The sequence below is a fragment of the Micromonospora sp. NPDC048040 genome (genome assembly GCF_055587185.1).
Window position 1 is genome coordinate 17,179 of record NZ_JBVJGT010000047.1, and the last position, 14,938, is coordinate 32,116.

General features: G+C 76.7%; 1 protein-coding gene. It reads left to right on the forward strand.

Going from position 1 to position 14,938, the window contains the following annotated elements:
• Positions 1–25 precede the first annotated feature (25 nt).
• A complete protein-coding gene (locus tag ACZ6O2_RS28900) occupies positions 26–14,905 on the forward strand; it encodes a type I polyketide synthase (protein ID WP_466025054.1) in 14,880 nt (4,959 codons plus the stop codon).
• The last annotated feature ends 33 nt before the right edge of the window (positions 14,906–14,938 follow it).

Genomic DNA, 14,938 nt, shown 5'->3' on the forward strand with positions numbered 1-14,938 from the left:
GGCATGTCGCACACCTCTATTCCTGATACGGAGTGGCCCGATGCCCACTGAGGCAGAGTTCCTCGACTACCTCCGGCGTGCGACTGCCGACCTGCGCGACGCGCGCCGGCGGGTGCGCGAGGTGGAGGCCAAGGACCGCGAGCCGATGGCCGTCATCGGCATGGCGTGCCGGTTCCCGGGCGGGGTGTCCAGCCCGGCGGAGCTGTGGGACCTCGTCGACCGGGGCGGCGACGGGGTGGGCGACTTCCCGACCGACCGGGGCTGGGACCTGGAGCGGCTGTTCCACGCCGACCCGGACAACCCGGGCACGTCGACCAGCAGCCAGGGCGGCTTTCTCTACGACGCGCCGCAGTTCGACCCGGGCTTCTTCGGCATCAGCCCCCGCGAGGCCCTGGCGATGGACCCCCACCAGCGGCTGCTCCTGGAGATTTCCTGGGAGGCGTTCGAGCACGCCGGTCTCGACCCGCAGCGGCTGCGCGGCAGCCGGACCGGCGTGTTCGCCGGGGTGATGTACCACGACTACGCGTCCCGGGTGCTGGACCTGCCCGACGGCGTGGAGGGCTACATCGGCACCGGCAACTCGGGCAGCGTGGTGTCCGGGCGGGTGGCGTACACCTTCGGGCTCGAGGGCCCGGCGGTCTCGGTGGACACCGCGTGCTCGTCGTCGCTGGTCGCCGTGCACCTCGCGACGCAGGCGCTGCGCCAGCGGGACTGCGACTTCGCGCTCGCCGGCGGCGTGACGGTGATGTCCACGCCGGGCACCTTCGCCGACTTCTCCCGCCAGCGGGGCCTGGCCTCAGACGGCCGGTGCAAGTCGTTCGCCGCCGCCGCCGACGGCACCGGTTGGTCCGAGGGCGTCGGTGTGCTGCTGTTGCAGCGGCTGTCGGACGCCCGGCGGGACGGCCGGCGGATCCTCGCCGTCGTCCGGGGCAGCGCCGTCAACCAGGACGGCGCGAGCAGCGGGCTGACCGCGCCCAACGGCCCGTCCCAGGAGCGGGTGATCCGGCAGGCCCTCGCGAACGCCCGGCTCTCGCCGGCCGACGTGGACGTGGTCGAGGCGCACGGCACCGGCACCACCCTCGGCGACCCCATCGAGGCGCAGGCGCTGCTGGCCACCTACGGCCAGGACCGGGGCGACGGCGGGCCGCTCTGGCTGGGCTCGGTCAAGTCGAACCTGGGTCACACCCAGGCCGCCGCGGGCGCCGCCGGCCTGATCAAGATGATCGAGGCGATCCGGCACCGCACCATGCCCGCCACCCTGCACGTCGATGCGCCGTCCCCGCACATCGACTGGTCCGCCGGCCAGGTCTCGCTGCTGACCGAGGCCCGACCCTGGCCGGCCGCCGACCGGCCCCGCCGGGCCGCCGTGTCGTCGTTCGGCATCAGCGGTACGAACGCCCACGTCATCCTGGAGGAGGCGCCCGTCGAGGACGCCCCGCCCGCGGACGACGCCACGCCCGTCGCCGACGCGCCGGCGGCGCTGCCGCTCGCCCCGGTGTTCCTCTCCGCCCGCGCCCCGGAGGCGCTGGCCGGGCAGGCCGAGCGGTGGGCCGCCCACCTCGGCCGCGCCGACTCCCTCCGGCCGGCGGACGTCGCGGCCGCCTCGGTCGCCCGGGCCGGGCTCGACCACCGCGCGGTGGTTCTGGCCGGCGACGCGGACGACCTGCTCGCCGGGCTGCGGGCCCTCGCCGGCGGCGAGCCGCACGGCATGGTCACCACCGGGGTGGCTGCGTCGCGCGGCCGGGTGGCGTTCCTCTTCTCCGGTCAGGGCGCGCAGCGTGCCGGGATGGGTCGTGAGCTGTCCGCCGCGTTCCCGGTGTTCGCCGCCGCGTTGGACGAGGTGTGTGGGCACCTGGATCCGTTGTTGCCGCGTCCGCTGCGTGAGGTGTTGTTCGCGGAGGCGGGCACGGCCGAGGCGGAGTTGCTGGACCAGACGGTGTTCACCCAGGCCGGGTTGTTCGCCGTCGAGGTGGCGCTGTTCCGGTTGGTCGAGTCGTTCGGGGTGGTGCCGGACCTGGTGGCCGGGCACTCCATCGGCGAGATCGCGGCGGCGCACGTCGCCGGGGTGCTCTCCGTCGAGGACGCGTGCGCCCTGGTCGCGGCGCGCGGCCGGCTCATGCAGGCCCTGCCCGCCGGCGGCGGGATGCTCGCCGTGGCGGCGGACGAGGCGGCGGTGGCCGCGTCCCTCGCCGGGCTGACCGACCGGCTGGACGTGGCCGCCGTGAACGGCCCCACCGCCGTCGTGGTCGCCGGGGACGACGAGGCGCTCGACCAGGTGCAGCGCACGTGGTCCGAGCGCGGCGTGCAGACCCGCCGGCTGCGGGTCAGCCACGCCTTCCACAGCGGTCGGATGGACCCGATGCTCGCGGAGTTCGGGGCCGTCGCCGACGGGCTGACCTTCCGGCCGCCGACGATCCCGGTGGTGTCGAACCTGACCGGCCGGGTCGCCGAGGCGGAGCAGCTCTGCGACCCCGGCTACTGGGTGCGGCACGTACGCGGCACCGTCCGCTTCGCCGACGCCGTCGACTGCCTGCGCGCCGAGGAGGTCGACACCTTCCTGGAGGTGGGACCGAACGGCGTGCTGACCGCCATGGCGCAGGGCTGCCTCGCCGAGCGGGCGGAGGACGGGCCCTCGCCCCTGCTGGTCCCGGCCTCGCGCCACGACCGGCCCGAGCCGCAGGCACTCCTCGAGGCCCTCGCCCGGCTGCATGTGCACGGCGTGAGCGTCGGCTGGGCGGACCACCTCGGCGGTGGCGAGCACGTGGACCTGCCGACGTACGCCTTCCAGCACCAGCGCTTCTGGCTGGAGCCGGCGGGCCGGTGGACCGACGTGTCCGGGGCGGGGCTCGGGGCGGCCGGGCACCCGCTGCTCGGCGCGGCGGTGTCGGTGGCCGGCGAGGACATGGTCGTGCTGACCGGCCGGCTGTCCACGGCGACGCACGCCTGGCTGGCCGACCACGCCGTCTCCGGCGTGGTGGTGGTGCCGGGCGCGGCGCTGGTGGAGCTGGCGGTGCGGGCCGGCGACGAGGTGGGCGCGTCCCGGGTACGCGAGCTGACGATCGCCGCCCCGCTGGTGCTGCCGGAGGCCGGCGCGGTCCGGGTGCAGGTGCGGGTCGGCGCGGCCGACGAGGCGGGCACCCGGTCGGTGACCGTGCACTCCCAGCCGGAGGAGGCCGTCGACCCGGAGTGGGTCCGCCACGCGGAGGGTGTGCTGGAGCCGGCGTCCGTCGACGAGCCGGGCGTGGGGGAGTGGCCGCCCGTCGGCGGTGTCGAGGTGGACCTGGCGGGTTGGTATCCGACGCTGGCGGAGCACGGTCTGGCGTACGGGCCGGTGTTCCAGGGGCTGCGCCGGGCCTGGACCAGCGGCGGTGAGGTGTTCGCCGAGGTGGCGTTGCCCGACGAGGTGGCCGGCGACGCGGCCGGCTTCGGGGTGCACCCGGCGTTGCTGGATGCGGCCCTGCACCCGATCGGGTTGCTGTTGGGCGCGGAGTCGGGTGGGCCGCGGGTGCCGTTCGCGTTCGAGGGTGTGCAGGTGCACGCGTCGGGTGCGCGGGTGCTGCGGGTGCGCCTGACGCGCGCGGGCGCGGCGGTGCGGCTGGTCGCCGGTGACGAGTCGGGTGCCGCCGTGGTGTCGGTGGACTCGCTGGCGTTGCGGGAGCTGACCGCGGTGTCGTCGGCGGGTTCGGCGGCCCGCTCGATGTTCGAGGTGGCGTGGCAGGCCGAGGAGGTCGCCGCGGCCGGGGACGTCTCCGGGTGGGCGTCGGTGGGCTCGTCGGTCTCCGTGGACCTGCCGGCGTTCCCGGACGTCGAGGCGCTCGTCGCGGCGGTCGACGCCGAGCCGTCGGGCGTGCCGCCCCGCCTGCTGCTGGTGCCGGTCGGGTCGGCCGGGGACGCGGCCCGCCCCGAGGACGCCGACCACGGTCCCGACGCGGTGCGCGAGACCGCGTCGGCCGTGCTGGCGACCGTGCGGTCGTGGCTGGCTGCCGACGTGCTGGCGGATGCGCGGCTGGTGGTGGTGACCCGGGGTGCGGTCTCGGTCGGGGTCGAGGACCGGGTGACCGATCTGGCGGGTGCGGCGGTGTGGGGTCTGCTGCGGTCGGCGCAGTCGGAACACCCCGGCCGGATCGTCCTGGCCGACGTCGACGGCGACCTGCACGCCGGGTTGCTGGGCGTCCTGGCCGGGGTGGCGGACGAGCCGGCGGCGACGGGCGGCCAGGTCGCCGTCCGCTCCGACGCGGTGTTCGTGCCGCGTCTGGTGCGGGCGGGCGTCGGCGCGGCGGTGGAGACGCCGAACCTCGGCGACGGCGCGGTGCTGGTGACCGGTGGGACGGGTGCGCTGGGCGCGTTGGTGGCGGAGCACCTGGTCGCCTCGTGGGGTGTGCGGTCGCTGGTGCTGGTGTCGCGGCGTGGCCTGGAGGCCGCGGGCGCGGCGGAGTTGTCGGAGCGGTTGACCGCGTTGGGTGCCGCCGTGTGGGTGGTGGCGTGTGACGTGACGGACCGGGACCAGGTGTTCGGCCTGGTCGGTGAGGTCACCGCCGAGGGCCGGCTGGCGGGTGTGGTGCACACGGCTGGTGTGTTGGACGACGGTGTGGTTGAGGGGTTGACCGCGGAGCGGCTGGCTGGGGTGTTGGCGCCGAAGGTGTCGGCGGGCTGGTGGCTGCACGAGGCGACGGCGTCCCTGGATCTGGATTTGTTCGTGGTGTTCTCGTCGGTGGCGGGGGTGTTGGGTTCGCCGGGTCAGTCGGCGTACGCGGCGGGTAACGCGTTCCTGGACGGGTTGGCGGTGTATCGGCGGCAGCTCGGGTTGCCGGCGGTGAGCCTGGCGTGGGGCATGTGGGACACGGCGGGTATGGCGGCGTCTCTCGACGAGGCGGACCGGGCGCGGTCGACCCGGGGCGGCGTCACCGCGATGAGCGCCGAAACCGGGCTGCGGCTGTTCGACGCCGCCGTGGGCGCCGACCGGCCTGCCCTGGTGCCGGCCGTGATCGACCTGGCCGCCCTCCGCGCCGCCGCCGGCGCCGGCCTGGTGCCGCCCATGCTGCGGGCGCTGCTCGGCACCACCACGACGCGCCGCCAGGCGGGACAGGGCGGCACCTGGGCGACCCGCATCGCCGGCCTGGCGCCCGAGGAGGCGCGCGCCCAGGTCGACGTGCTGGTACGGGGCCTGGTCGCGCAGGTGCTGGGGCACGGCGGCGCCGAGGCGGTGCCGGCGGACCGGGCGTTCCGCGAGCTGGGCTTCGACTCCCTGACGGCGGTGGACCTGCGCAATCGGGTGAACGCGGCCACCGGGCTGCGGCTGCCGTCCACGCTGGTGTTCGACTATCCGACCCCGACCGTGCTCGCCGACCACGTGTGGTCCGAGCTGGCGGGCGTACGGCCATCCGGTGCGGACGCGACCAGCGGCACCGTCGCCGGTGCCGACGAGCCGATCGCGATCGTCGGCATGGCGTGCCGCTACCCCGGCGGCGTCGACGACCCGGACCAGCTGTGGGAACTGCTGGCCACCGGCGGCGACGGCATCTCGGAGTTCCCCGCCGACCGGGGCTGGGACCTGGAGTCGCTGTTCGACCCCGACCCGGACCGCAGCGGCACCTCGTACACCCGCCACGGCGGATTCCTGTACGGGGCAGCGGAGTTCGACCCCGGGTTCTTCGGCATCTCCCCGCGTGAGGCCCTGGCGATGGATCCGCAGCAGCGGCTGCTGCTGGAGACGTCGTGGGAGGCGTTCGAGTCCGCCGGCCTGGACGCGCGGCGGCTGCGGGGCAGCCGGACCGGCGTGTTCGCCGGTGTCATGTACCACGACTACGCCTCCCGGCTGATGGACCAGCCGGGCGAGGTGGAGGGCTACATCGGCACCGGCACCTCCGGCAGCGTGCTGTCCGGGCGGGTGGCGTACACGTTCGGCCTGGAAGGCCCGGCGGTCACCGTCGACACCGCCTGCTCGTCCTCGCTGGTCGCGCTGCACCTGGCGGCGCAGGCGCTGCGGGCCGGGGAGTGCGAGTACGCGCTGGCCGGCGGCGTGACCGTGATGGCCACCCCCGGCACGTTCATCGAGTTCTCCCGGCAGCGCGGCCTGTCGCCCGACGGCCGGTGCAAGTCGTTCGCCGCCGCCGCCGACGGCACCGGCTGGAGCGAGGGCGTCGGCATGCTGCTCGTGCAGCGACTCTCCGACGCCCGGCGCGAGGGCCGGCGCATCCTCGCCGTCATCCGGGGCAGCGCGGTCAACTCCGACGGCGCGTCCAACGGCCTCACCGCGCCCAACGGCCCGTCCCAGCAGCGGGTCATCCGGCAGGCCCTCGCCAGCGCCCGGCTGTCACCCGCCGACGTCGACGCCGTCGAGGCGCACGGCACCGGCACCACCCTCGGCGACCCCATCGAGGCGCAGGCCCTGCTGGCCACCTACGGGCAGGACCGGCCCGCCGACCGGCCGCTGCTGCTCGGGTCGGTCAAGTCGAACCTCGGCCACACCCAGGCCGCCGCCGGCGTCGCCGGGATCATCAAGATGGTCCTGGCGATGCGGCACGGCCTGGTGCCGGCGACCCTGCACGTCGACGAGCCGTCCCCGCACATCGACTGGACCGCCGGGGCGGTGGCCCTCGCGACCGAGCCCACCCCGTGGCCGCAGGTGGACCGGCCCCGCCGGGCGGCGGTGTCCTCGTTCGGCATCTCCGGCACCAACGCGCACGTCGTCATCGAACAGGCCCCCGAGCCGGCCGCCGCGCCGCAGCCCACCGCCGCGACCCCGCCCGGCACCGACACCGCCGTGCCGTTCGTGTTCCCCGCGTCGGAACCCGTCGCGGTGCCGTTCGCGCTCTTCGCGGCGGACCCGGTCGCCCTGCGCGGCCAGGCGGGCCGGCTGCGGTCCCACCTGGCCGCGCACCCCGAGCTGGAGCCGGCCGACGTGGCGTACGCGCTGACCGCCAGCCGCGTGTCGTTCCCGTACCGGGCGGTGGTCCTCGGCGGCAACCGGGACGAGCTGGCCCGCGGCCTCGACGCCCTTGCCGCCGGTGACACCACCGCCGACGTGGTCACCGGCGCCGCCCTGCGCAACGCCGCCCCGATCTTCGTCTTCTCCGGACACGGCTCGCAGTGGCCCGGGATGGCCACCGACCTGCTCGACACGTCCCCCGTCTTCGCCGCCGCCATCGCCGAGTGCGAGGAGGCGCTCGCGCCCTGGGTGGACTGGACGCTCACCGACGTGCTGCGCGGCGCCCCGGACGCGCCGCCGCTGGTCGACTCGGGCGTGGTGCAGCCGGCGCTGTGGGCGGTCATGGTCTCGCTGGCCCGGCTGTGGGGCTCCCTCGGCGTACGGCCGGCGGGCGTGGTCGGCCACTCTCAGGGCGAGATCGCGGCGGCCTGCGTGGCCGGGGCGCTGTCCCTGGCCGACGGCGCGAAGGTCGTCGCGCTGCGCAGCCAGGTGCTGGCCGACATCGCCGGGCGGGGCGGGATGGCCTCCGTCGCGCTGCCCGTCGACCGGGCCCGCGACCTGCTCACCCCGTGGGCCGGCCGGCTGTCGGTCGCCGTCGTCAACGGTCCCGGCTCGGTGGTGGTCGCCGGTGACCAGGACGCCCTCGCCGAACTGCTCGCCGCCTGCCAGGCCGACGGCGTGCGCGCCCAGCGCATCGACGTCGACTACGCCTCCCACTCGCCGCACGTCGAGGCCGTCGCCGACCGGCTGACCGGCAGCCTCGCCGGGATCGTCGGCCGCCCCGCCGAGACGCCGTTCTGGTCCGCCCTGACCGGCCGGCCCCTGGACACCACCGAACTCGACGCCGGCTACTGGTACCGCAACCTGCGCGAGACGGTGGACGTGGAACGCGTCGTGCGCGGCCTGCTCGACGAGGGCCACCAGGTCTTCCTGGAGGTCGGCCCGCACCCCGTGGTCAGCTTCGGGATCCAGGAGACCATCGACGCCGCCGAGCACGAGGCCGTGGTGGTCAACACCCTGCGCCGCAACGCCGGGGGCTGGCCGCGGATGCTCACCGCCCTCGCCACGCTGCACGTCCACGGCGTCGAGGTGGACTGGACCGCCGTGCACGGCACGCGCACCGGTCCGGCCGTGCCGCTGCCCACGTACGCCTTCCACCGCCAGCGGTACTGGCCGGAGGCGCCGGCACTGTCCGGCGCCGCGGCGAGCGCCGAGGAGCCGGCCGACCGGCGATTCTGGGACGCCGTCGAGCGGTCCGACGCCGGGGCGCTCGCCGAGGCGATGCGGCTCGACGACACCGAGGCCCGCCGCCTGGACGACGCGCTGCCGGTGCTCGCCGCCTGGCGGCGGCGCCGCCGCGACGAGTCCACGGTGGACTCCTGGCGCTACCGGGTCGCCTGGAAGCCGGTCACCGTGCCGACGACCGCCGCGCTGACCGGCACCTGGCTGGTGCCGGTGCCCGCCGCGCACGCCGACACCCCGCTGACCGGCGCGGTGGTCCGGGCGCTGGCCGAGGCCGGCGCGGAACCCACCCTGCTCACCGTCACCGACCCCGACCGGGCCGCGCTGGCCGACCTGCTGCGCGCCACCGACCCGGAGTCCGTCGCCGGGGTGTGCTCGCTGCTCGCCCTCGACGGCGCGCCGCACCCGGCGCACCCCGTGGTGCCGGTCGGGCTCGCCGGCACGCTCGCCCTGGTGCAGGCGCTCGGCGACGCCGGGGTGACCGCCCCGCTGTGGTGCGTCAGCAGCGGCGCCGTCAGCACCGGCCGGGCCGACCCCGTGGACCGGCCCGACCAGGCCCTGGTCTGGGGGCTCGGGCGGGTCGCCGCCCTGGAGCACCCCGACCGCTGGGGCGGCCTGGTCGACCTGCCCGCCGACCCGGACCAGCGGGCCCGCGCCCGGCTGGCCGCCGCGCTCGCCGGCATCGGGCACGAGGACCAGATCGCCGTACGCTCCTCCGGGCTGTTCGCCCGGCGCCTGGTCCGGGCCACCGCCGACGACCGCCCGGCCGGCGACGGCTGGCGGCCCGGCGGCACCGTCCTGGTGACCGGCGGCCTGGGCTCGATCGGCGCCCACGTGGCCCGCTGGCTGGCCCGTACGGGCACCGTGCACCTCGTGCTGACCAGCCGGCAGGGCCCCACCGCGCCCGGCGCCGCCGAGCTCGAGGCCGAGCTGACCGGCCACGGCGCCACGGTCACCGTGGCGGCCTGCGACGTGGCCGACCGGGAGTCGCTGCACGCCCTCGTGGACCGGCTGGCCGAACGCGACGTCCGGATCGACGCGGTGTTCCACGCCGCCGGTGTGCCGCACGCGGGCGCGCTGGGCGACACCGACCTCGCCGAACTGGCCGGCGCCCTGCAGGCCAAGGTCGCCGGGGCGGTCAACCTCGACGAGGTCCTCGGCCCGGACCTGACCGCGTTCGTGCTCTTCTCCTCCGGAGCCGGCGTCTGGGGCGGCGGCTACCAGGGCGCGTACGCCGCCGGCAACGCCTTCCTCGACGCGCTCGCCGAGGACCGGCGCCGGCGCGGGCTGCCCGGCACCGCACTGGCCTGGGGCGCCTGGGACGGCGGCGGCATGGTGGAGACCGAGGGCGCCGCCGACCAGATGTTCCGCTCCGGCGTCCGGCCGATGCACCCGGACCTGGCGGTCTCCGTGCTGGCCGGGGCGCTGGAACGGGCCGAGCCCGCCCTCACCGTCGCCGACATCGCCTGGGACCGGTTCCTCCAGACGTTCGCGCTGGCCCGGCCCCGACCGCTGATCGGCGACATCCCCGAGGTGGCCCGCGCCCTCGCCGCCGCCCGCTCCGGCGACGACGACGAGACGCGGGAGGCGTCCCCGCTGCGCGGCCGGCTCGCCGGCCTCGCCGCGGCGGAGCGGCGCCGGCTCCTGCTGGACCTGGTGCGGGTCCACGCGGCGGCGGTGCTGCGACTGCCCTCGCCGCAGGCGTTGGCGGCGGACCGGTCGTTCCGGGAGATCGGCTTCGACTCGCTCAGTGCCGTCGAGATGCGCAACCGGCTCGCCGAGGCGGTCGGCCTGACCCTGCCGGCGACGCTGGTGTTCGACCGGCCGACGCCCACGGCCCTCGCCGACCACCTGGTCACCCGGATCACCGGCGACGAGGCCGCGGCGACCCCGGCGGTGCGGGCCGCCGCCGCGCTGGACGAGCCGATCGCCGTCGTCTCGATGAGCTGCCGGTACCCGGGCGGCGTCGCCGACCCGGAGGACCTGTGGCGACTCGTCAGCGAGGGGCGCGACGGGATCGCGGAGTTCCCGGCCGACCGGGGCTGGGACCTGGACGCCATCTACGACCCGGATCCCGACCGGCCCGGCACCTCGTACGTCCGGGAGGGCGGCTTCCTCGCCGACGCCGCCGGCTTCGACGCCGCCCTGTTCGGCATCTCCCCCCGCGAGGCGATGGTCATGGACCCGCAGCAGCGGGTGCTGCTGGAGAGCGCCTGGGAGCTGTTCGAGCGGGCCGGCACCGCACCGGCCGACATGCGGGAGACCAACACCGGCGTCTTCGTCGGCACCAACGGCCAGGACTACGCGACGCTCCTGCTGGCCGCCCGGGTCGAGACGGAGGGCTACCAGGCCACCGGCAACGTCGCCGCCGTCATCAGCGGCCGGCTGGCGTACCACTTCGGGTTGCAGGGCCCCGCCGTCAGCGTCGACACCGCCTGCTCGTCCTCCCTGGTGGCGCTGCACCTGGCGTGCCAGTCGCTGCGGCAGGGCGAGTGCGACCTCGCGGTCGCCGGCGGCGTGACCGTGATGGCCACTCCCGGCCCGTTCCTGGAGTTCGCCCGGCAGCGGGGGCTCGCCCTCGACGGCCGGTGCAAGTCCTTCGCCGGAGCCGCCGACGGCACCGGCTGGGGCGAGGGTGTCGGCCTGCTGCTGCTCCAGCGGCTCTCCGACGCCCAGCGCGAGGGCCGGCAGATCCTGGCGGTCGTGCGCGGCTCGGCGATGAACCAGGACGGCGCCAGCAACGGCCTGACCGCGCCCAACGGGCCCGCCCAGGAGCGGGTGATCCGCCAGGCGCTCGCCAACGCGCGGCTGTCCGCCGCCGACGTGGACGCGGTCGACGGGCACGGCACCGGCACCCGGCTCGGCGACCCCATCGAGGCGCAGGCGCTGCTCGCCACGTACGGGCAGGACCGGCCCGCCGACCGGCCGCTGCTGCTCGGCTCCGTCAAGTCGAACATCGGCCACACCCAGGCCGCCGCGGGCGTCTCCGGCGTGATCAAGATGGTGATGGCGCTCCAGCACGACCTGCTGCCGCCCACCCTGCACGTGGACGAGCCCTCGCCGCACGTCGACTGGTCGGCGGGCGCGGTCGCGCTGCTGACCGACCCGCGGCCGTGGCCGGACGTGGACCGGCCGCGCCGGGCCGGCGTGTCGTCGTTCGGGGTCAGCGGCACCAACGTGCACGTCATCCTCGAACAGGCGCCGACCGCGCCGCCGGCCGGCACCGGGGCGTCCCGCCCGGCCGACGGGCCACCCGCCCGGCTGCCGGTGCTGCCCTGGGTGGTCTCGGCCGACGCCGCGGACAGCCTGCCGGCCCAGGCGGCCCGGCTGGCCGACTGGCTGCCGCGGACCGCCACCCCCGCCGCCGACGTCGCCCGGGGCCTGGCCACCGGCCGGTCCCCGCTGCGGCACCGCGCCGTGCTGCTCGCCGCCGACGCGGACGCCGCCCTCGCCGGGCTGCGGGCCCTCGCCGCCGGTCAGGAGCACCCGGGCCTCACCCGGGGCGTCGCCGAGCACGGCGGCGCGCTGGCGGTGCTCTTCTCCGGCCAAGGCGCCCAGCACGCCGGGATGGGCCGCCAGCTCTACGAGGCCTTCCCCGTCTTCGCCGAGACCCTCGACGAGGCGTGCCAGCACCTCGACGCGCACCTGCCGCGGCCACTGCGCGAGGTGCTGTTCGCCGAGCCCGGCACCGCCGAGGCCGACCTGCTCGACCAGACCGTCTTCACCCAGGCGGGGCTCTTCGCCGTCGAGGTGGCGCTGTTCCGGCTGCTCGAAGACCTGGGGATCCGGCCCGACCTCGTGGCCGGCCACTCCGTGGGGGAGATCGTCGCCGCCCACGTGGCCGGGGTGCTCTCCCTGCCCGACGCGTGCACGCTCGTCGGCAACCGGGGCCGGCTGATGCAGGCCCTGCCCGCCCGCGGCGGGATGCTCGCCGTCGCCGCGCCCGAGGTCGACGTGCGACGGGCGCTGACCGACGTGGAGGGGCGGGTCGACGTCGCCGCGGTGAACGGGCCGGCGGCCGTCGTCGTCGCCGGGGCGGAGGACGCGCTGACCGGGCTGGCGGAGCACTTCACCGCCCTCGGCGTGCGGACCAAGCGGCTGCGGGTCAGCCACGCCTTCCACAGCCCGCTGATGGAGCCGATGCTCGCCGACTTCGCGGCCGTGGCGGCGACCCTGTCGTACGGCGCGCCGACGGTGCCGCTGGTGTCGAACCTGACCGGCACGGTCGTCGACGCCGACACGCTGTGCACCCCCGACTACTGGGTCCGGCACGTCCGCGAGGCGGTCCGCTTCGCCGACACCGTCACCCACCTGCACGCCAACGGGGTGACCCGGTTCCTGGAGGTCGGGCCGGACACGGTGCTGACCGCCCTGACCGCCGACGCGCTGCCGGCCGACGCCCCGGTCACCGTGACCGGCGTGCAGCGGCCAGGCCAGGACGAGGTGGCCACCCTGCTCGGCGCGGTCGCCCGACTGCACTGCCAGGGCGTGGCCGTCCGCTGGTCGCGGCTGCTGCCCGGCGCCGGACCGGTCGACCTGCCCACGTACGCGTTCGCCCACCAGCGCTTCTGGCCGACCCTCGACGCGGCGGCGGTCGACACCCCCGCCGCCCCGCAGGACGAGGTCGACGCGGCGTTCTGGCAGGCCGTGACGTCGGGCGACGGCGACGCGCTCGCCGGCCGGCTCGGCGTCGACCCCGACCGGCCGCTGCGGGACCTGCTGCCCGAACTCGCCCAGTGGCGACGCCAGCAGCAGGAGGACACCCTCGCCGGCGGCTGGCGGTACCGGATCACCTGGCGCCCCGAGACCCTCGCGGCGGGCGTCGCCGACGGCGCGTGGACCGTCGTCCACACCGGAACGGACCAGCCGGTCGTCGACCGGCTCGCCGAACTCGTCGCCGCGCGCGGCGGCACCGTACGGCTGCTCACCGTCGACCCGGCCACCACCGACCGGGCGGCGCTCGCCGCGCAGCTGGCCGGCGTCCCGCCGACCCGGATCGTGTCGCTGCTCGCGCTCGACGAGCGGCCGCACCCCGACCGGCCCGCCGTGCCCGTCGGCCTGACCGCGAACCTCGCCCTGGTGCAGGCCGTCACGGACACCCTGCCGCCGGTGCCGCTGTGGCTGCTCACCCGACAGGCCGTCAGCACCGCGGCCGACGACCCGGTCGTGCACCCCGCGCAGGCCACCACCTGGGGCCTCGGCCTGGTGACCGCGCTGGAACACCCCCGGCACTGGGGCGGCCTGCTCGACCTGCCCGCCACCCTGGACACCGCCGCCGCCGAGCACGTCCTGGCGGCGCTGACCGCCACCGGACACGAGGACCAGCTCGCGGTGCGGGACTCCGGGACGTACCTGCGGCGGCTGGCCCGCGCGCCCCGGGCCGAGGCCACGGGCGACTGGCAGCCGCCGGGCACCGTCCTGGTCACCGGCGGCACCGGCGCCGTCGGCCGGTACGCCGCCGCCTGGTTCGCCCGGCACGGCGCGCGGCGCCTGCTGCTGGTCAGCCGGCGCGGCGCGGCGGCCCCCGGCGCCGACGAGGCGGTGGCGGAACTGGCCGCCCTCGGCGCCGAGGCCCGGGTGCTGGCCTGCGACCTGGCCGACCGGGACGCGGTCGCGGACCTCGTCCGCGGGCTGCGCGCCGACGGCGAGACCGTGCACGCCCTGGTGCACGCAGCCGGCGTGGGGCGGCTCAACCCGGTCGCCGCGGTGACCGAGGCGGAACTCGCCGACGTGGTGTCCGGCAAGATCGCCGGCGCCCGGCACCTGGCCGAGTTCCTCGACCCCGAGCCGCTCGAGCTGGTCGTCCACTTCTCCTCCATCGCCGCCGTGTGGGGCGTCGGCGACCACGGGGCGTACGCCGCCGGCAACGCCTTCCTGGACGCCTGGGCGCAGTCCCGGCCGGCGGGTCGGACCCGGGTCCTCTCGGTCAACTGGGGACCGTGGGCTGGCGGCGGCATGGTGACCGACGCGCACGCGGCGGCGATGAGCCGGCGCGGCGTGTCCCTGCTCGACCGGGAACCGGCGATGGCCGCCCTGCGCGCCGGCCTCGCCGGCGACGACACCGCCCTCACCGTGGCCGACGTCGACTGGGACCGCTTCGCGCCGGTGTTCGCCTCCGCCCGGCCCCGCCCGCTGATCAGCGAGATCGCCGAGGTGGCCGCCCAGGCGGCGGCGGAGCGGGCGGACGCCGAGGACGGCGACCTGGTCGCCGCGGACCTGCGTAAGCGGCTCGGCGAGCTGACGCAGGCCGAACAGGCCCGGGTGCTGGTGGACCTGATCCGCGCCGCGGCCGGCGAGGTGATCGGGCACGACAGCCCGTACGCAGTGGAGGCCGGCCGGCCCTTCCGGGACCTCGGCTTCGACTCGCTGACCGCGGTGGAGCTGCGGGGCCGGCTCGCCCGGTCGACCGGCCTGAGCCTGCCCAGCTCGGTGGTCTTCGACTACCCGACCCCGCAGGCGCTCGCCGAGCACCTCCGGGCCGAGCTGCTCAGCGAGGCGTCGGTGGAGGCGCTGCCGACCCTGGCGGAGCTGGACCAGTTGGAGAGCGCCCTCGCGCTGCGCGACCCGGACGACATCGGCCGGGTGCGGATCACGATGCGGTTGCACAGCCTGCTCGAACGACTCGGCGCCGCCGAGGAACGCCGGGAGGAGACCGCCGAGGTGGCGGACCGGCTGCGGGTGGCCAGCAACCAGGAGCTGTTCGACCTCATCGACCAGGACCTCGGGCTCTCCTGAGCCGCCCGGGTCCTGTGGTGTCACGAGAAAGCG